This is a genomic window from Enterobacter cloacae complex sp. BZL2005, assembly GCF_049238885.1.
GTDB lineage: Bacteria > Pseudomonadota > Gammaproteobacteria > Enterobacterales > Enterobacteriaceae > Enterobacter > Enterobacter roggenkampii.
This window is the reverse complement of record NZ_JBMKGI010000016.1, coordinates 84,783-103,404: the sequence shown is the minus strand read 5'-3', so window position 1 is coordinate 103,404 and position 18,622 is coordinate 84,783. Positions and strand designations below refer to the sequence as shown.

Sequence of the window (18,622 nt, the reverse complement as noted above, 5' to 3'; positions counted from 1 at the left end):
TCTGAGCCATGATCAAACTCTTCAATTTAAGTTTGATGCTCGTGAATTAAACTTCGTAATGAATTACGTATGTTCACTCAGAGACTTGGTATTCATTTATTGTCCGAGGACGTTAAGAATCCATGTCACTTTGAGTGCCCACACAGATTGTCTGATAAATTGTTAAAGAGCAGTGCAACGCGGCTTTCGCTCACCGTTGCGAGGTCCCGTATATTACGTTTTCCTCATTCAGAGTCAAGTGATTATTTTCGCTTTTCTCTGTTGGCGTTCATCTCTGAACCCCGCTAACCCGGCGGCCTGTAAGCCGTTGTTCCGTGTCAGTGGAGGCGCATTATAGGGAGTTCTCAGACGTTGACAACCCCTCTTTAAAAAAAAACTTTCAACCGTCTCTTTTTTGCTCAAAACCGTGCTATAGCGCCAGTTTTTCGAGCGTTTCAAAGCCATAACGGCGTAAAACGGGTAAAAGTTGTTCAGTTTCTTTTGTTAACGCCATACAAAACGCGATATTCGCATCCGTAGATTTCGCATCCGGGGCTTCATGCTCCAGCAACCAGGCCGTACGACGGGCAATAGCCGCTCCGGAATCCACCAGGCGTGTCCCCTCCGGCAGCACCTCTAATAACTCTTCATGGAGTAGCGGGAAGTGGGTACAGCCCAACACAACGGTATCCGGGGGTTCAGGCATCCGCAGCCACGGACGAAGAATACGACGCAGCTCGTCGAGTGATACCGCCTTGCCATGCAGCTTCGCTTCCGCCATCTCTACCAGCTCAGCCGAACCGAGCATCGCAATCTGGCATTCGTTGGCGAAACGGTCGATCAGCTCGCGGGTATAAGGACGCTTTACCGTACCTCGCGTGGCCAGCAGGCCCACAATGCCGTTCGCCGTCAGACGCGCGGCAGGCTTTATTGCCGGGACGACGCCCACAACCGGGAACTGGAATTTTTCACGCAGGGCGGGAAGAGAAACGGTGCTCGCCGTATTACACGCGATAACGGCCAGCGCAAGGGGATAACGCTGTTGTACCGCAGTGACGATTTCCACCACGCGCTCGACAATAAAATCTTCGCTCTTTTCCCCATACGGGAAAGCGACGTTATCGAAGGCGTAGATGTAATGGAGATCCGGCAGGAGATGCCGAATCTCATCATAGACCGAAAGCCCACCGACGCCGGAATCAAACACCAGCACGGTAGGGCGCGGATTAGAAGGTGTAGCTGCCAGACAAGGTGTATTCCCGTCCTGCAGTTTGGTAGCCATAAACTGTCTCGTAATCTTTATCGAACAGGTTGGCTATTTTACCACGAACTGTAAGGTGTGAGGTGACAGGATACGAAACTGCGACATCCCACAGGCTTACACCGCCCATTTTTACTTTCTCAGACGGGTAAGTACCAAAGTCAGTGTCGTAACGCGTACCGAGATAGTGATAAGTCAGGCTCCAGTCGAAATCATAGATCTGCGTGTCGAGCTGATATTTCACCTGCTGCTTAGCACGACGATCCAGAAGTTCGTTGGTTGCGGCATTTCGGGCATCCACGTAGTCATAGCCAACAGTATGCGTCAACGGACCCGTATCAAACGATGCTGTCGCCTCCACGCCTTTAATGCGCGCTTTACCGACGTTGTAATATTGCTGAAGGTTATTATCGAAGTCGATGAGATTATCAACGTCATTACGGTAGCCGGATACGCGCCAGCTCACGCCCGCCGTCAGGCCTTCAAACGCACCTTCCCACTGCTTGCTCTCTTCTGGATCAAGATGGTCATTGCCATAGAAACCGTAGAGTTGACCCAGATTCGGTGCCTTATAGGCCGTACCATAAGAAGCAACGAAACGGTAACCCTCCACGAACTCCCAGGCCGCACTGCTTTGCCAGGTGCCATGACGACCGAACTGAGAGTTGTCATCGCTGCGAACCGCCCCTTCCAGGGTGAAGTCACCAAACTGCTGCAGCCCGGTCAGATAGACGCCGGTGTTACGCAGGTCGTAGCCGTTGGTCACGTAGTTTGTACCCGGCTCGGTGCTCTGCTTCTGCCAGTCAACGCCCGCGCCAATGTTCCCATGGCCAACATCAACGGAGTTGAGCCACTGGACGTTGTACTGTTTGATTTCATCCAGCGTGGCTGTCGAATCGTAGCGGCCTAAATTTGGGTCGTAGTTATAGTCCTTGCTGTGGCTATAGCTGGCGAGCAGTTGCGAATGAAAGATTTCATCGTTGAAGCGCAATCCTGCATCCCAGGTCTGGCTATAGAGCTGGCGGGTATCGACCAGCACGTCAGGCGTAAATGAGCTGTAGTAGCCGTCGTAGGCCGTACGGTTGCTGTAGCCAAAGCCGCGCACAAAACCGCTCCACTGGTCCGAGAATGCGTGATCCAGTGCACCGTAGAGCGTTTTATTCATAAAGCCATCGCGATCGGTCTGGGCAAGGCCACCATTGTTGCCGTCCGCAACCACATCAAACCCTTTGGTATAGGTGTAATCACCCGCAAGCGTGACGCGCGTGCTGTCGCCCAGTGTTTGCTGAGTACTGCCGCCATAATTCTGATAGCCGTGTGAGCCTACGCCAGCATTCAGCGTGGTACCGTCCTTCGCACGAGTAGTAATAATGTTTACGACACCACCAATCGCATCTGAGCCGTATACCGCCGAACGCGGTCCACGAACATATTCGATTCGCTGCACCAGGGAGATTGGGAACTGGCTGAGATCGGACGACCCCGTGACGCCCGCCTGGTTAAGGCGGATCCCATCTACAAGGATCAGGACGTGGCTGGAGTTGGTGCCACGGATAAAGAGAGAGGAGAGTTGCCCCATCCCACCACTTTGCGCCGTATCCACGCCGGGCAGGCGACGCATAACGTCCACCACCGAGGTCGACTGCCAGCGGTCAATATCGGCACGCGTCACAACCGAGGTTGCAGCCAGAATAGTTTTTTCAGGTTGTTCAAAACGATTTGCCGTCACCACCAACGAGTCTGCGCTATCCTGCGCCCAGCCCGAAAATGCCGTAACGGACAACGCCGTCAACAGCGATACTTTTTTAATCATTGTTAAAGCATCCACAATATAAGAAGGATGCCGCAGGCCTCATCGATAGCACGCGATGATGAAACCAAATGCGACGTGATCCCGGCAGGTCTTCGGGCTAGGTGGCTATATAAGGATGAAGACTTCCCATTTTCACAGTGTCTACAACGCTCATCCCGCCAGTCTTTACCGCTGCGCGTCAGCTCCAGATTTACACTGGATTCCCTTTTCACTCTCAGGAGACCGGAAACAGAATGCTACAATTAGACACGTATGGATGTCCAGACAGCTATTGGCCATTAACTCTGGACATCCCCTGAACAATGCCTACAATCGCCGCGTAATTCTTTATCACTCAGGACGCATCATGACCCCAGAACACCTCCCGACAGAACAGTACGACGCGCAGCTGGCAGAGAAAATCGTCCGCCTGCAAAGTATGATGACGCCTTTCAACGCGCCCGTTCCCGAGGTGTTCCGCTCTCCTGTCAGCCACTACCGCATGCGTGCCGAGTTCCGCATCTGGCACGACGGTGACGACCTGTACCACATCATTTTCGATCAGCAGACGAAATCCCGCATTCGCGTGGACAGCTTCCCGGCAGCGAGCGAGCTTATCAATCAGCTGATGACGCTGATCGTTGAAGGCGTGCGTAACAACCCGGTGCTGCGCCACAAGCTGTTCCAGATTGACTACCTGACCACGCAAAGTAACCAGGCGATTGTCTCCCTGCTATACCACAAAGCCCTGAACGACGAGTGGCGCGAGCAGGCCGAAGCCCTGCGTGATGCGCTGCGTGCGCAGAACATCAACGTTCACCTGATTGGCCGTGCGACAAAAACCAAAATCATGCTGGATCAGGACTACGTCGACGAGCGCCTGCCGGTGGCGGGTAAAGAGATGGTCTATCGTCAGGTGGAGAACAGTTTTACCCAGCCGAACGCCGCGATGAACGTGCAGATGCTGGAGTGGGCGCTGAAGGCGACGGAAGGGTCTAAGGGCGATCTGCTTGAACTCTACTGCGGTAACGGCAACTTCTCGCTGGCGCTGGCGCGTAACTTCGAGCGCGTTCTGGCAACCGAAATCGCCAAACCGTCGGTGGCCGCCGCGCAGTACAACATTGCCGCCAACCATATCGACAATGTGCAGATCGTTCGTATGGCCGCAGAAGAGTTCACGCAGGCGATGAACGGTGTTCGCCAGTTTAACCGTCTGGAAGGCATCGATCTGAAGAGCTACCAGTGTGAGACGATTTTTGTCGACCCGCCGCGCAGTGGCCTGGACAGCGAAACCGAGAAAATGGTGCAGGCGTACCCGCGTATTTTGTACATCTCCTGTAACCCGGAGACGCTGTGCAAGAACCTGGAAACGTTAAGCCAGACGCACAAGGTTGAACGTCTGGCGCTGTTCGATCAATTCCCGTATACGCACCATATGGAGTGCGGCGTACTGCTCACGGCGAAGTAATGTGGCCTTGTAGGGCAGGTAAGCGAAGCGCCACCTGCCAAAAAAGCCGGATGGCGCTTCGCTTATCCGGCCTACAATGACAAAAACCTTTACTCCGGTAACTGGCTCTTGCGGCTACGCATGCGCGAGCCAATCCAGAACACCAGCGCAACAGACAGTACCGCAGGGAAGAAGTTAGAGCCGATATCCGGATACTCCGCGCGCACCACCGTGCTGTACAGCAATACGCCCAGAATAAAGCAGGCGGCGGCCAGCCCCGGTAACCCCACCGGCATGGTGCGGTTCAGGTAGCGTTGATGCAGGCAGTACACCGTCAGCACCAGCGCAATCAGCGGGAAAATCGAAAACGGCACGATGGAGCTAAAAATAGCGGCGAACGTACCATTAATGGATAAGCCAGCGATCAATGCCAGCAACAGCGTCCCTTTATCCTGACCTGACTGTTTCATTACTCACCTTCACTCTTCGGTTTGATGTGCCAGTTTCTCTTGTTCACGGCGATACCAGTAGTACGCGCCTTTGGAGATCATCCTGAGCTGCAATACCAGTCGCTCTTCAAGCTGCTTGCGTTGTTCAATGCTGACATCCAGCGCTTCGGCACCCGCGCTGAACACAATCGTCACCATCGCCTCGGCCTGTGCTTCGGTAAACGCACGCGGCATATGGTTTTCGAGTTCAAGATAGTCGGCAAGTTCCGCGATGAAGTGCTGAATTTCGCGCGCGACGGCGGCACGAAACGCCGCCGACGTGCCCGAACGCTCGCGCAGAAGCAGACGAAACGCGTTGGGGTTATTGCCGATAAATTCCATAAAGGTCGACACGGAGGTACGGATCACGCTGCCCCCTTTGGCGATACGCTGACGCGCCTGGCGCATCAGCTGGCGCAGCATCAAACCGCTCTCGTCGACCATGGTCAGGCCCAGTTCATCCACATCACGGAAGTGACGATAGAAGGACGTTGGCGCAATCCCGGCCTCGCGTGCGACTTCGCGCAGGCTCAAACTGGCAAAACTTCGCTCAGCACTCAGTTGACTGAATGCGGCTTCCACCAGCGAACGCCGGGTTTTCTCTTTTTGTTGTGCTCTTACGCCCATCACGATAGTTGAATCCTTCCAAAGGCCTGATGGCACTATACCAGAGAATAAAATTAATCTGTTTACCTGGCTTTGTGAATGATTGTTTACGTGCGGTTTGTGCTCCACTGCCGGAAAAAAGCACAACGATAATTGGGTTACTCTGGCAATGATGTTATGATTCTGTTGCTTTTATGTATAAGAACAGGTAAGCCTTACCATGCCACATTCCTACGATTACGACGCAATAGTTATTGGTTCCGGCCCCGGCGGCGAAGGTGCTGCTATGGGTCTGGTGAAACAGGGAGCCAGAGTAGCGGTTATTGAGCGCTACCATAATGTCGGCGGCGGTTGCACCCACTGGGGCACCATCCCTTCGAAAGCCCTCCGCCACGCCGTTAGCCGCATTATCGAATTTAACCAGAATCCTCTTTACAGCGACCACTCCCGACTTCTTCGTTCCTCTTTTGCCGACATCCTGAATCACGCGGATACCGTCATTAACCAGCAGACGCGCATGCGTCAGGGGTTTTATGAGCGTAACCACTGTGAAATTTTGCAGGGCAACGCGCATTTTGTGGATGAACACACCCTGGCACTCGAATGCCACGACGGGTCGGTTGAAACCATCACCGCTGAAAAATTTGTGATTGCCTGCGGTTCACGCCCGTACCATCCGGCCGACGTGGACTTCTCGCACCCGCGCGTCTACGACAGCGACTCGATTCTGAGCCTGCACCATGAACCCCGTCACGTCATTATCTATGGCGCAGGGGTCATTGGTTGCGAATATGCGTCGATCTTCCGCGGAATGGACGTCAAAGTTGACCTGATCAACACTCGCGACCGTCTGCTGGCCTTCCTCGATCAGGAGATGTCGGACTCCCTCTCCTACCACTTCTGGAACAGCGGCGTGGTGATTCGCCACAACGAAGAGTACGAGAAGATCGAAGGCTGCGACGACGGGGTGATCATGCACCTCAAGTCAGGCAAGAAGCTGAAAGCGGACTGCCTCCTGTACGCCAACGGCCGTACCGGCAACACCGATTCCCTGCAGCTGGAAAATATCGGGCTTGAAACCGACAGCCGCGGTCAGCTGAAGGTCAACAGCATGTATCAGACCGCCCTGCCGCACGTTTACGCGGTCGGCGACGTGATTGGCTACCCAAGCCTGGCCTCCGCCGCTTACGACCAGGGACGCATTGCGGCTCAGGCGCTGGTGAAAGGCGAAGCGACGGCGCATCTGATCGAAGATATCCCGACGGGTATCTACACCATCCCGGAAATCAGCTCAGTCGGCAAAACCGAGCAGCAGCTGACGTCAATGAAGGTGCCTTACGAGGTGGGTCGTGCGCAGTTTAAACATCTGGCGCGGGCGCAAATCGTGGGGATGAGCGTGGGAACGCTGAAGATCCTGTTCCATCGCGAGACGAAAGAGATCCTCGGGATTCACTGCTTCGGTGAACGCGCCGCGGAAATCATTCATATCGGCCAGGCGATCATGGAGCAGAAAGGTGGTGGTAACACCATTGAGTACTTCGTCAACACCACCTTTAACTACCCGACCATGGCGGAAGCCTACCGGGTAGCGGCACTAAACGGCCTGAACCGCCTGTTTTAACGCGCTGTCGAAATGGCCATCCATCGCACCGCGGATGGCCTCTGCCAGCTGCTCATAGCGGCTGCGCAGCGGTGAACCCGGGCGATAAACCAGGCCAATCGTACGACGCGGCTCTGGCTTAATGCACGGCAAGTAGACCACGCCATCACGTTTACGCTCGTGCGGCACCGCCAGCGCAGGCAGCAGCGTAATACCGCTTCCCGCCGCGACCATATTTCGCAGGGTTTCCAGGCTGGTTGCGCGGAAGTGGGTATCTTCATCAGCACCCGCTTCGAAACAGAAGCCCATCGCCTGGTCGCGCAGGCAGTGGCCATCTTCCAGCATCAGCAGCTTTTCACCCGCCAGATCGGCCATCGGCACGCGATCGCGGTTCGCCCACGGGTGATCTTCATAGATCGCCAGCATCATCGGCTCATCGAACAGCGGCACTTCAATAAAGGCTTCACTCTCTTTTACCAGTGCCAGAATGGCGCAGTCGAGCTTGCCGCTGTCCAGCTGCGCCAGCAGCTGATGCGTCTGCGCTTCGTGCAGGTACATTTCGAGTTTCGGGAACGTCTGGTGCAGCATCGGAATGATGTGCGGTAGCAGGTACGGGCCAACGGTTGGGATCAGGCCAATATGCAGCGGGCCGGACATCGCCTCCCCCTGCTGGCTTGCCATTTCCTTGAGCACTTTGACCTCGCGCAGCACGGTGCGCGCCTGATCCACCAGCAGAAGACCTGCCTGTGTGAACAGAACCTTACGACTGGTGCGCTCCAGCAGCATCACGCCCAGCTCGTCTTCAAGCTTGCGGATCTGGCCGCTCAGCGTGGGCTGGCTGACGTGGCAGGAATCTGCCGCGCGGCGAAAGTGACGATGCTCGGCTAACGCTACCAGGTATTCAAGATCACGAATATTCATTATTCATCCTCCGTCGCCACGATAGTTCATGGCGATAGATAGCATAGCAACGAACGATTATCCCTATCAAGCATTCTGTTGAATAATACACCACATAGACGAGGCGGCACGTGTTTGACCCTTGACGTCCCCGCCACCGTCAGCGAGTTTCTCTCAAAACTCGAACAACTAAAGCCAACGTGAACTTTTGCGGACCCCGTGGTCCGCTTTTTTTTTGCGTAAAAAAGCCCAACTCAGGGTTGGGCTGGGGTTTTGTAGGTCGGGTAAGGCGAAGCCGCCACCCGACGTTTCAGGCATCAAATCAGGCGGTTTTTCGCCTCCGCAATTGCCTGCGCCACCTGCTTAGGCGACACGCCGCCTTTCGCCGCACGCTTATCCAGGCAGGACTGCAGCGCCAGAATCGGATACACATCATCCCCGATAACCGCGCTGAATTTCTGTAGATCGGCCAGCGCCAGATCTTCCAGCGGTTTACCCTGACGAATGGCTTCCACTACCGCTTCACCGACAATATGGTGCGCTTCACGGAACGGTACGCCCTTCGCCACCAGATAATCCGCCAGCTCGGTCGCGTTCGCATAGCCCTGCTGCGCCGCTTCCTGACAGCGCGGACGCTTCACCTGAATGCCGTCCAGCACCAGCGCGCCCATATGCAGACAGTCGAGCCAGGTGTCGAGCGCGTCGAACAGCCCTTCTTTGTCTTCCTGCATATCTTTGTTGTACGCCAGCGGCAGCCCTTTCAGGGTCATCATCATGCCGGTCAGCGCGCCCTGCACGCGGCCACATTTCCCGCGGATCAGCTCCAGCGCGTCCGGGTTTTTCTTCTGCGGCATCAGGGATGAGCCTGACGTCACGCGATCGGACAGCTCAACGAAGCCCGCTTCGCCGGAGTTAAAGAAGATCAGATCTTCAGCAAAGCGCGACAGGTGCACCATCCCGATAGAGGCATTGGAGAGCAGCTCAAGCACGTGGTCGCGGTCAGAGACGCTGTCCAGGCTGTTACGGGTGGCGGAGGCAAAGCCCAGCCAGCCTGCCAGCTGTTCACGGTCGATTTCGTAAGCGGTACCCGCCAGCGCGCCGCTGCCCAGCGGGCTGACGTCCAGACGCTTCAGGGTATCCTGCAGACGGCTTTCGTCACGCGCCAGCATCTCAACGTAGGCCAGACACCAGTGCGCAAAGGTCACCGGCTGCGCGCGCTGCAGGTGGGTATAACCCGGCATCACCGCGTCCTGATTATTCTGTGCGGTCTCCACCAGCGCGGTCTGCAGCTGACGGTTAGCCGCCAGCAGCTCCGCGACGGTATCTTTACACCACAGCTTCAGGTCGGTGGCGACCTGGTCGTTACGGCTACGCCCGGTGTGGAGCTTTTTACCCAACTGACCGACCTTGTCGATCAGCTTGCCTTCCACCCAGCTGTGAATGTCTTCGGCATCGCTCTGCAGAATTTGCTGCGGATCCAGACGCACTTCTTCCAGCAGATTGTTCAGCGCCTCTTCCAGCTGCTGCTGTTCGTCTGCGGTCAGTACGCCAACGGTCACCAGCGCTTTGGACCAGGCCACAGAGCCGACAATATCCTGTTCGGCCAGGCGGTAGTCGAAGCGCAAAGAGTCGTTGAACTGTTTGAACCGCTGATCCGCTGCCTGTGTAAAACGCCCACCCCAAAGTGCCATAACGAATTTCCTTAATGATGATATTTTTGCCCGGTGGCGCTGCGCTTACCGGGCCTACAAAATTCACGTAGGCCGGATAAGCGAAGCGCCATCCGGCACAGAATCTTAAGCCAGAATACGCGTGCCAATCGGCGTGCCGTTAAACAGCGCCGGAAGCTGCTCCGCGTGACGCCAGGAGGCGATATCAACCGGACGGCCCAGCGTGCGCGCCGCATCCAGCGCGGCGTTCACTTTCACGATCATGCCGTCGGTGATGATGCCCTGCGCAATCAGCTGCTCGGCTTTTGCCGCAGTCATTTCTGCAATGCGCTGGCCTTTTCCGTCCAGAATGCCGCTCACGTCGGAAAGCAGGATCAGGTCCGCGCCCAGCGTTGCCGCCAGTGCAGTTGCCGCCTGGTCAGCGTTAACGTTCATCAGCTCACCCTCTTCGGTCACGCCGATAGAGCTCACCACCGGCAGAAAACCGCCTTCCAGCAACGTGTTAATCAGCTTAGGCGAACCCGGCTGCGCCAGTCCAACGTGACCGAGCGCTTCGTCGAGCTGGGTCACTTTTACGCTGTCGCCATCCCCCAGGTAGAGGCCAACGGAAGCAATGCGGTGTTTCTTCGCCCAGGACAGCAGGGTTTTGTTCGCCGTACCCGCCAGCGCACCGGTGATAATGTCAATCTGATCCGCAGGCGTCACGCGCAGGCCGTTTTTCTTGATCACCGGCAGGTTGAGCCCTTTCATCAGCTCATCCACCACGCAGCCGCCGCCGTGCACAATCACCAGCGGACGTTGGTGTGATTCGCGATAGTTCACCAGCGCGGTAAACAGACGCTCCAGCGCTTCTTCGCTGTCCAGCAGTACACCACCGAGTTTGATAATTAATGGGTTCATCATCACACCTTAAATAAGAGCCTGCGTTTCCGGGAAACCGAAACGAATATTTGCACACTGCATTGCCTGAGCGGCAGCGCCTTTCAGTAAGTTATCTTCTGCGGCCACCACGATGAGATGCTCACCCTGCACGGCAAAGCCGATGTCGCAGAACGGCAGGCCGACCACATTTTTCAGCGCCGGCACGCCTTTGTCGTACAGGCGCACCAGCGGTTTGTCCGCATACGCCTGCGTGAAGACCTCATTCACCTGCTCTTTGGTCACGCCAGGCTTCAGGCGGCAGGTAATGGTTTCGAGGATCCCACGCGGGAAGCTGCCCAGATGCGGCGTGAAAATCACGTCCGCGCCCAGATGGGTGGTGATTTCAGGATGATGGCGATGATTAAACACGCCATACGGCTGAAGGCTCACTTCGCAGAAGCTGTTGGAGATGGCGGCCTTGCGCCCTGCTCCGCTCACGCCGCTGGTGGCGTTGATCACCGGCCACTGGTTCAGATCCAGCAGACCCGCGTCGATCAGCGGCTTCAGGGAAAGCTGCGCCGCCGTCGGGTAGCAGCCCGGAACGGCAATCAGGTCCGCTTTTTTCAGTTTATCTGCGCTCCACTCCGCCAGGCCGTACACCGCTTTTTCAAGCAGATCCGGATGCTGATGGGTGAAACCGTAATATTTTTCGTAGAACGCGCCGTCGTTAACGCGGAACGCGCCGGAGAGGTCGAAGACCACGCAGCCAGCCGCAAGGAACTGCGGCGCCAGGTCGTGGCTGACCTCGTGCGCGGTGGCTAAAAACACCACGTCGACGCCGTCGGTAAACTCGCTGATGTCAGAAATGGGCTGCAAAGGCAGATCGACCAGGCCCTTAAGCTGCGGATGCAAATCGGAAATTAACTTTCCTGCATCATTGCTTTGCGCTGACACGGTCAAAGCGGTTATGGTCATATGTGGATGGCGATTCACGTAGCTTACAAGCTCTGCGCCCGCATAACCGCTAGCGCCTACAATCAGCGTATTCAACATCGGGTTCCTTTATGCTCAACGTTAATGTATTTTTATTCACATTTATTGCATGAATATTGATACTATCACGACCTAAGGTGTGTCAACAATGAAAATGAACTTACCGCCATTTATCGAGATCTACCGCGCCCTGATTGCCACACCGTCCATCAGCGCAACGGAAGAAGCGCTGGATCAGAGCAATGAGTCTTTAATCAATCTGCTGGCGGGTTGGTTTAGCGATCTTGGGTTTAACGTTGAGGTTCAGCCCGTCCCCGGCACTCGCCACAAATTTAACCTGCTCGCCAGTACCGGAACCGGTGCGGGCGGCCTGCTGCTGGCCGGTCACACCGACACCGTGCCGTTTGACGATGGCCGCTGGACGCGCGATCCGTTCACCCTGACCGAGCACGACAACAAGCTCTACGGTCTGGGCACCGCAGACATGAAAGGCTTCTTCGCCTTTATCCTCGACGCGCTGCGTGACGTGGACGTGACGAAGCTGAAAAAACCGCTCTACATTCTGGCGACCGCTGATGAAGAAACCAGCATGGCGGGCGCGCGCTACTTCTCAGAAAACACGTCGATTCGTCCGGATTGCGCGATCATCGGCGAGCCGACGTCTCTGCAACCGATTCGCGCGCATAAAGGCCATATCTCTACCGCCGTGCGCGTGCTCGGCCAGTCCGGCCACTCCAGCGATCCGGCGCGCGGCGTCAACGCCATTGAGCTGATGCATGACGCCATCGGCCGCATCATGACCCTGCGCGACGATCTGAAAGAGCGTTACCACTATGAGGCGTTCACCGTGCCGTATCCAACGCTCAATCTCGGCAGCCTGCACGGCGGTGATGCCTCGAACCGTATCTGCGCCTGCTGCGAGCTGCACATGGACATCCGACCGCTGCCGGGCATGACCCTGAGCGATCTGGATGGTTTACTGAACGAAGCGCTGGCCCCGGTGAGTGAGCGCTGGCCGGGCCGCCTGACGGTCTCGGAACTGCACCCGCCGATCCCGGGTTATGAATGCCCGCCGGACCATCAGCTGGTCGAAGTGGTGGAAAAGCTGCTCGGTGAAAAGACTGACGTGGTGAACTACTGCACCGAAGCGCCGTTTATTCAGACGCTGTGCCCGACGCTGGTTCTTGGCCCTGGCTCCATCAACCAGGCGCACCAGCCGGATGAATATCTTGAAACCCGCTTTATCAAGCCCACCCGCGAACTGATTACCCAGGTTGTACATCATTTCTGCTGGCATTAATGACCTTTCCCCTCTCGGAAGAGAGGGGAAAATCCCGCGATCTCCGTCACATTTCCATAAGCATCTCTTATCTGACGCAATGCGAATTAAATTTCGTAAATTGCCCACATTTATTCGTTTGCTGAACCGTTTTCGCAGCAATTGACGACGGGGGTTTTACGTGGCTTTATAAAGGGAGATGACAAAATAATGTCCAGAAGATTTTCGCCTGGGCATAAACAAAAATGATGGGGTGACTGGGTTTTTATGAACGAACAATATTCCGCGTTGCGTAGTAATGTCAGTATGCTCGGCAAAGTGCTTGGAGATACCATCAAAGATGCGTTGGGGGAGAACATCCTCGACCGCGTTGAAACCATCCGCAAGCTGTCTAAATCTTCCCGTGCCGGTAACGAGGCCAGTCGTCAGGAGCTGCTCACCACCTTGCAGAACCTCTCGAACGACGAGCTGCTGCCCGTTGCACGCGCATTCAGCCAGTTCCTGAACCTGGCCAACACCGCTGAGCAATACCACAGCATTTCGCCAAACGGCGAAGCGGCCAGCAACCCGGAAGTCATTGCCCGCACCCTTCGTAAACTGAAAGACCAGCCAGACCTCAACGAAGCCACTATCAAAAAAGCAGTGGAGTCACTTTCGCTGGAGCTGGTACTGACCGCTCACCCAACCGAGATCACCCGTCGCACCCTGATCCACAAAATGGTGGAAGTGAACAACTGCCTGAAGCAGCTGGATAACAAAGACATTGCCGACTATGAACGCAACCAGCTGATGCGCCGTCTGCGCCAGCTGATTGCTCAGTCCTGGCACACCGATGAAATTCGTAAGCATCGCCCAAGCCCGGTCGACGAAGCTAAATGGGGCTTTGCGGTGGTGGAAAACAGCCTGTGGGAAGGGGTACCGAACTACCTGCGCGAGCTGAACGAACAGCTGGAAGCGAACCTGGGCTACCGTCTGCCGGTCGACTTTGTGCCGGTGCGCTTTACCTCCTGGATGGGCGGCGACCGCGACGGCAACCCGAACGTCACCGCAGAAATCACCCGTCACGTCCTGCTGCTGAGCCGCTGGAAAGCGACCGATCTGTTCCTGAAAGACATTCAGGTACTGATCTCCGAGCTGTCGATGGTAGAAGCGACGCCGGAACTGCGCGCGCTGGCCGGTGAAGAAGGCGCCAGCGAGCCGTACCGTTTCCTGATGAAAAAACTGCGTGGTCAGCTGATGGCCACTCAGGCCTGGCTGGAAGCGCGCCTGAAAGGCCAGCGTCTGCCAAAACCAGAAGGCCTGCTGAGCCAGAACGAACAGCTCTGGGAGCCGCTGTACGCCTGTTATAAATCACTCCAGGCGTGCGGGATGGGCATTATCGCCAACGGCGAACTGCTCGACACCCTGCGTCGCGTGAAGTGTTTCGGCGTGCCGCTGGTACGTATCGACGTTCGTCAGGAAAGTACCCGTCATACCGAAGCGCTGGGCGAGCTGACCCGCTATCTCGGCATCGGCGACTATGAAAGCTGGTCCGAAGCCGACAAGCAGGCGTTCCTGATCCGCGAGCTGAACTCCAAGCGCCCTCTGCTGCCGCGCAACTGGGAGCCAAGCAACGATACCCGCGAAGTGCTCAACACCTGTAAAGCGATCGTGGACGCACCGAAAGGATCGGTCGCCGCCTATGTGATCTCCATGGCGAAAACCCCATCCGACGTGCTGGGCGTTCACCTCCTGCTGAAAGAAGCGGGAATCGACTACGCCCTGCCTGTCGCCCCGCTGTTTGAGACCCTCGACGACCTGAACAACGCCAACGACGTGATGAGCCAGCTGCTGAACATCGACTGGTATCGCGGCTTTATTCAGGGCAAACAGATGGTGATGATCGGCTATTCCGACTCCGCAAAAGATGCGGGCGTAATGGCGGCATCCTGGGCGCAGTATCAGGCGCAGGACGCACTGATCAAAACCTGCGAGAAAGCCGGTATCGAGCTGACCCTGTTCCACGGACGCGGTGGCTCCATTGGCCGTGGCGGCGCGCCAGCACACGCGGCACTGCTGTCACAGCCGCCGGGAAGCCTGAAAGGCGGCCTGCGCGTGACCGAGCAGGGCGAGATGATCCGCTTCAAGTACGGCCTGCCGGAAGTGACCATCAGCAGCCTGTCGCTGTATACCAGCGCGATCCTGGAAGCCAACCTGCTGCCACCGCCGGAGCCGAAAGCCTCCTGGTGCCACATCATGGACGAGCTGTCGGCTATCTCCTGCGATCTGTACCGCGGCTACGTGCGTGAAAACAAAGATTTCGTGCCTTACTTCCGTTCAGCCACGCCTGAGCAGGAGCTGGGTAAACTTCCGCTGGGCTCGCGTCCTGCGAAGCGTCGTCCGACCGGCGGCGTAGAGTCTCTGCGTGCAATCCCGTGGATCTTTGCCTGGACGCAGAACCGCTTAATGCTGCCCGCCTGGCTGGGTGCCGGTGCCGCACTGCAAAAAGTGGTGGAAGACGGTAAACAGAGCGAGCTGGAAACCATGTGCCGCGACTGGCCGTTCTTCTCTACCCGTCTGGGAATGCTGGAGATGGTCTTCTCGAAAGCCGACCTGTGGCTGGCGGAATACTACGATCAGCGCCTGGTGAAGCCCGAGCTGTGGGCGCTGGGCAAAGAGCTGCGCGAACTGCTGGAAGGCGACATCAAAGTGGTGCTGGACATCGCTAACGACTCACACCTGATGGCGGACCTGCCGTGGATTGCCGAGTCTATCCAGCTGCGTAACATCTACACCGACCCGCTGAACGTCCTGCAGGCAGAGCTGCTGCACCGTTCGCGTCTGGCGGAAGAAGAAGGGAAAGAGCCGGATCCACGCGTTGAACAGGCGCTGATGGTGACGATTGCGGGCGTTGCGGCGGGTATGCGTAACACCGGCTAATGCTTTACGCCCGGCGGCGCTGCGCTTGCACGGGCCTACGATAAGTAGGCCGGGTAAGCGTTAGCGCCACCCGGCAAATTTCGGTAGTCTCCTTATGCATTCCGATATCACCCAGATTTTGACAGACCTGGTGAACCGCACGTTACCGCTGGGTCAGATTCATTTCTCAGCGCTGGCTGAACAGCATCCCCGAACCTCTCCCTGCCTCGGCATTACCCTTGACACACCCTGCGAGGCGATTTTTTCTTTTTTTGGACAAATTACGCATCCTGCGCCTCACGCCCTGAGCATACATTTCGGTAAGCAGCAGCTTACAATCGAGTTACAGCATGACAATGTGCTCTTACAACAACTCCAGGTTGCCCGACGTGGTCCGCGAACGGGGGCTTTTCTTCTGCAAACGCTCACCGAATTACAGATGCAGCCAGAAGAGCAGGACACAGCAAGGCTGGTGGTTTTAAGCCTGCTCAGCCACTGCCGGGATCTGCTTGGAAGCGAAATTCACACCGACAGCCGCAGCCGGGCACTGTTCGAAGCCGTTCGGAGCTATATCGAAGAAAATTATGCCTCTTTGTTAACTCGCGAATCCGTGGCACAGGCGTTCTACATCTCACCAAACTACCTTTCCCATCTATTCCAGAAAGTCGGCAGCGTCGGATTCAATGAATATTTAACAAAAACGCGCCTGGAACATGCGCGTCAGCTGCTGAAAGGCTACGATCTCAAAATTAAAGATATCGCCACACGCTGTGGATTTACGGACAGCAACTACTTTTGCCGTCTCTTTCGCAAGCACACCGAACGTTCCCCTTCCGAATATCGACGCCAGTACCATAGCCAGCTGATCGCCAAAAAGTAGCATTGTGATCGCTCTCTCACTTCGCCAAGGACATTACATTTGTCCAGTATTTGGCAAAATTGACCTGTATTCGCCGCGCCTGGGTGCGCCGTATTCTTTATTCAACCTTTCTGACTTAAGGAAAAATAATGGAACTGTACCTGGATACCGCCAACGTGGCGGAAGTTGAACGCCTGGCGCGCATTTTTCCCATTGCGGGCGTCACCACCAACCCGAGCATCATTGCCGCCAGCCGTGAATCCATCTGGGACGTGCTGCCGCGCCTGCAACAAGCCATCGGGCCGGAAGGCACGCTGTTTGCTCAAACCATGAGCCGCGATGCCGAAGGCATGGTGGCAGAAGCCAAACGTCTGAGTAACGCCATTCCGGGCATTGTGGTGAAAATCCCGGTAACGGCTCAGGGACTTATCGCAATTAAGGCCTTGAAAAAAGAGGGGATAACCACGCTGGGCACCGCCGTTTACAGCGCGGCGCAGGGCTTGCTCGCCGCACTCGCAGGGGCGAAATATGTCGCGCCGTACGTCAACCGCGTCGACGCGCAGGGCGGTGACGGCATTCGCATGGTTCAGGAACTGCAGTCCCTGCTGGAGCTGCACGCGCCGGGCAGTAAAGTACTGGCCGCCAGCTTCAAAACGCCGCGTCAGGCGCTCGACTGCCTGTTGGCAGGATGTGAAGCAATCACGCTTCCCTTAGACGTAGCGCAACACATGCTCGGTACGCCGGCGGTAGAGTCAGCCATAGAGAAGTTCGAGCAGGACTGGAAAAACGCGTTTGGTAACCTCAACCTCTAAGGGAGAACTGTTATGGACCGTATCATTCAATCGCCGGGGAAATATATCCAGGGCGCGGATGTGCTGACTCGTCTCGGCAACTATCTGAAACCCCTGGCAAACCGCTGGCTGGTCGTCGGCGATAAGTTTGTGCTGGGTTTTGTCGAAGAGACCCTGCGCCAGAGTTTTAAAAAAGCCGAACTGCATGCCGAAATTGCGCCGTTTGGCGGCGAATGTTCGCAAAATGAAATCGATCGCCTGAAAAAGCTGGCCGACAGCGCCGACTGCCTGGCGGTGCTGGGTATTGGTGGCGGTAAAACGCTTGATACCGCGAAAGCGCTGGCTCACTTTATGGACGTGCCGGTCGCCATTGCGCCGACTATCGCGTCCACCGACGCGCCGTGCAGCGCCCTTTCCGTTATTTACACCGACAGCGGCGAGTTCGATCGCTACCTGATGCTGCCGCACAACCCGAACATGGTCATCGTGGATACGAAAGTAGTAGCAGGTGCGCCTGCACGTCTGCTGGCCGCCGGGATTGGCGACGCGCTGGCGACCTGGTTTGAAGCACGCGCCTGCTCGCGCAGCGGCGCGACCACTATGGCCGGGGGTAAATGCACACAGGCGGCATTAGCGCTCGCCGAGCTGTGCTACAACACGCTGGTTGAAGAGGGTGAAAAAGCGATGCTGGCGGCGGAACAGCATGTGGTGACGCCTGCTCTGGAACGCATTATCGAAGCCAACACCTATCTCAGCGGCGTCGGCTTTGAAAGTGGCGGGCTGGCGGCGGCACACGCTATTCATAACGGCATGACGGCGGTGCCGGACGCGCATCACTTCTATCATGGGGAGAAAGTGGCGTTTGGTACGCTGACGCAGCTGGTGCTGGAAAACGCGCCGGTAGAAGAAATTGAGACCGTCGCGGCGCTTTGCCACAGCGTAGGGCTGCCGATCACCCTGGCACAGCTGAACATCAAAGAGGATATTCCAGCCAAAATGCGTCTGATTGCCGAAGCCTCATGTGCGGAAGGAGAAACGATCCACAACATGCCGGGGGGCGTCACGCCGGATCAGGTGTATGCGGCGCTGCTGGTGGCAGACCAGTATGGACAGCGATTCCTGCAGGAGTGGGAGTAATAAAAAAGCCGGGTGGCGCTGCGCTTACCCGGCCTACATGGCACTTTAATTTGTAGGCCGG

The 18,622-nt window shown here is 56.5% G+C and carries 15 protein-coding genes and 1 riboswitch; of the genes, 7 read left to right on the top strand and 8 right to left on the bottom strand.

Annotation, left to right across the window (positions count from 1 at the left end; genetic code table 11):
- Nucleotides 1–409: 409 nt before the first annotated feature.
- Both murI and btuB read right to left on the bottom strand, forming a co-directional pair.
- The gene (gene murI, locus ACOTXI_RS20850) at nucleotides 410–1,261 is read right to left on the bottom strand and encodes a glutamate racemase (RefSeq protein ID WP_008501780.1); all 852 of its coding nucleotides are present in this window, start codon (nucleotides 1,259–1,261) and stop codon (nucleotides 410–412) included.
- Nucleotides 1,206–3,053 carry a TonB-dependent vitamin B12 receptor BtuB gene (btuB, locus tag ACOTXI_RS20845; RefSeq protein ID WP_058654119.1) on the bottom strand — a complete coding sequence of 616 codons (1,848 nt, stop codon included), beginning with the start codon at nucleotides 3,051–3,053 and terminating at the stop codon, nucleotides 1,206–1,208. Before btuB ends, murI begins: the two co-directional genes overlap by 56 nt.
- A gap of 66 nt (nucleotides 3,054–3,119) precedes the next feature.
- A riboswitch (cobalamin riboswitch) is annotated at nucleotides 3,120–3,295 on the bottom strand.
- A gap of 104 nt (nucleotides 3,296–3,399) precedes the next feature.
- Between btuB and trmA the strand changes: the two genes are divergently transcribed.
- Nucleotides 3,400–4,500, top strand: coding sequence for a tRNA (uridine(54)-C5)-methyltransferase TrmA (gene trmA / locus ACOTXI_RS20840; protein ID WP_058654118.1), 1,101 nt, complete (start codon nucleotides 3,400–3,402; stop codon nucleotides 4,498–4,500).
- Nucleotides 4,501–4,589: 89 nt separating this feature from the next.
- Here trmA and ACOTXI_RS20835 read toward each other — a convergent pair whose 3' ends face one another.
- The gene (locus ACOTXI_RS20835) at nucleotides 4,590–4,949 is read right to left on the bottom strand and encodes a YijD family membrane protein (protein ID WP_008501783.1); all 360 of its coding nucleotides are present in this window, start codon (nucleotides 4,947–4,949) and stop codon (nucleotides 4,590–4,592) included.
- Nucleotides 4,950–4,958: 9 nt separating this feature from the next.
- Nucleotides 4,959–5,597: an HTH-type transcriptional repressor FabR gene (fabR, locus tag ACOTXI_RS20830; RefSeq protein ID WP_008501784.1), complete on the bottom strand. Its 639-nt coding sequence runs from the start codon at nucleotides 5,595–5,597 to the stop codon at nucleotides 4,959–4,961.
- 196 nt (nucleotides 5,598–5,793) lie between these two features.
- Here fabR and sthA point away from each other — a divergent pair, with 196 nt between their 5' ends.
- A complete protein-coding gene (gene sthA, locus ACOTXI_RS20825) occupies nucleotides 5,794–7,194 on the top strand; it encodes a Si-specific NAD(P)(+) transhydrogenase (RefSeq protein ID WP_008501785.1) in 1,401 nt (466 codons plus the stop codon).
- On the opposite strand, the gene oxyR is transcribed toward sthA, so the two are convergent.
- The 4 genes from oxyR to argC form a co-directional block, all read right to left on the bottom strand.
- Nucleotides 7,168–8,094 carry a DNA-binding transcriptional regulator OxyR gene (oxyR, locus tag ACOTXI_RS20820; protein WP_044597477.1) on the bottom strand — a complete coding sequence of 309 codons (927 nt, stop codon included), beginning with the start codon at nucleotides 8,092–8,094 and terminating at the stop codon, nucleotides 7,168–7,170. The two genes, sthA and oxyR, sit on opposite strands and share 27 nt — an antisense overlap.
- A gap of 296 nt (nucleotides 8,095–8,390) precedes the next feature.
- On the bottom strand, nucleotides 8,391–9,764 hold the full coding sequence (gene argH / locus ACOTXI_RS20815) for an argininosuccinate lyase (protein ID WP_008501787.1): 1,374 nt from the start codon (nucleotides 9,762–9,764) through the stop codon (nucleotides 8,391–8,393).
- Nucleotides 9,765–9,869: 105 nt separating this feature from the next.
- Nucleotides 9,870–10,646 carry an acetylglutamate kinase gene (argB, locus tag ACOTXI_RS20810; RefSeq protein ID WP_088728450.1) on the bottom strand — a complete coding sequence of 259 codons (777 nt, stop codon included), beginning with the start codon at nucleotides 10,644–10,646 and terminating at the stop codon, nucleotides 9,870–9,872.
- A 6-nt stretch (nucleotides 10,647–10,652) separates the two neighbouring features.
- Nucleotides 10,653–11,657 carry an N-acetyl-gamma-glutamyl-phosphate reductase gene (argC, locus tag ACOTXI_RS20805; protein ID WP_058654117.1) on the bottom strand — a complete coding sequence of 335 codons (1,005 nt, stop codon included), beginning with the start codon at nucleotides 11,655–11,657 and terminating at the stop codon, nucleotides 10,653–10,655.
- Between the two features lie 88 nt (nucleotides 11,658–11,745).
- Between argC and argE the strand changes: the two genes are divergently transcribed.
- The 5 genes from argE (at nucleotide 11,746) to gldA (ending at nucleotide 18,561) form a co-directional block, all read left to right on the top strand.
- Entirely contained in the window at nucleotides 11,746–12,897 is a 1,152-nt protein-coding gene (gene argE / locus ACOTXI_RS20800; RefSeq protein WP_008501790.1) for an acetylornithine deacetylase, read from the top strand.
- Between the two features lie 246 nt (nucleotides 12,898–13,143).
- A complete protein-coding gene (ppc, locus tag ACOTXI_RS20795) occupies nucleotides 13,144–15,795 on the top strand; it encodes a phosphoenolpyruvate carboxylase (RefSeq protein WP_008501791.1) in 2,652 nt (883 codons plus the stop codon).
- A gap of 94 nt (nucleotides 15,796–15,889) precedes the next feature.
- Nucleotides 15,890–16,654, top strand: a complete 765-nt coding sequence (locus tag ACOTXI_RS20790; protein WP_008501792.1) for a helix-turn-helix transcriptional regulator — start codon at nucleotides 15,890–15,892, stop codon at nucleotides 16,652–16,654.
- Between the two features lie 128 nt (nucleotides 16,655–16,782).
- Nucleotides 16,783–17,445: a fructose-6-phosphate aldolase gene (fsa, locus tag ACOTXI_RS20785; RefSeq protein WP_008501793.1), complete on the top strand. Its 663-nt coding sequence runs from the start codon at nucleotides 16,783–16,785 to the stop codon at nucleotides 17,443–17,445.
- A 12-nt stretch (nucleotides 17,446–17,457) separates the two neighbouring features.
- Nucleotides 17,458–18,561: a bifunctional L-1,2-propanediol dehydrogenase/glycerol dehydrogenase gene (gene gldA / locus ACOTXI_RS20780; protein ID WP_049122419.1), complete on the top strand. Its 1,104-nt coding sequence runs from the start codon at nucleotides 17,458–17,460 to the stop codon at nucleotides 18,559–18,561.
- The last annotated feature ends 61 nt before the right edge of the window (nucleotides 18,562–18,622 follow it).

Excerpts from the sequence above, each read along its gene's own strand:
- murI (WP_008501780.1), bottom strand. The coding sequence starts at position 1,261 with ATGGCTACCAAACTGCAGGACGGGAATACACCTTGTCTGGCAGCTACA.
- btuB (WP_058654119.1), bottom strand. The coding sequence starts at position 3,053 with ATGATTAAAAAAGTATCGCTGTTGACGGCGTTGTCCGTTACGGCATTT.
- trmA (WP_058654118.1), top strand. The coding sequence starts at position 3,400 with ATGACCCCAGAACACCTCCCGACAGAACAGTACGACGCGCAGCTGGCA.
- ACOTXI_RS20835 (WP_008501783.1), bottom strand. The coding sequence starts at position 4,949 with ATGAAACAGTCAGGTCAGGATAAAGGGACGCTGTTGCTGGCATTGATC.
- sthA (WP_008501785.1), top strand. The coding sequence starts at position 5,794 with ATGCCACATTCCTACGATTACGACGCAATAGTTATTGGTTCCGGCCCC.
- oxyR (WP_044597477.1), bottom strand. The coding sequence starts at position 8,094 with ATGAATATTCGTGATCTTGAATACCTGGTAGCGTTAGCCGAGCATCGT.
- argH (WP_008501787.1), bottom strand. The coding sequence starts at position 9,764 with ATGGCACTTTGGGGTGGGCGTTTTACACAGGCAGCGGATCAGCGGTTC.
- argB (WP_088728450.1), bottom strand. The coding sequence starts at position 10,646 with ATGATGAACCCATTAATTATCAAACTCGGTGGTGTACTGCTGGACAGC.
- argC (WP_058654117.1), bottom strand. The coding sequence starts at position 11,657 with ATGTTGAATACGCTGATTGTAGGCGCTAGCGGTTATGCGGGCGCAGAG.
- argE (WP_008501790.1), top strand. The coding sequence starts at position 11,746 with ATGAAAATGAACTTACCGCCATTTATCGAGATCTACCGCGCCCTGATT.
- ppc (WP_008501791.1), top strand. The coding sequence starts at position 13,144 with ATGAACGAACAATATTCCGCGTTGCGTAGTAATGTCAGTATGCTCGGC.
- ACOTXI_RS20790 (WP_008501792.1), top strand. The coding sequence starts at position 15,890 with ATGCATTCCGATATCACCCAGATTTTGACAGACCTGGTGAACCGCACG.
- fsa (WP_008501793.1), top strand. The coding sequence starts at position 16,783 with ATGGAACTGTACCTGGATACCGCCAACGTGGCGGAAGTTGAACGCCTG.
- gldA (WP_049122419.1), top strand. The coding sequence starts at position 17,458 with ATGGACCGTATCATTCAATCGCCGGGGAAATATATCCAGGGCGCGGAT.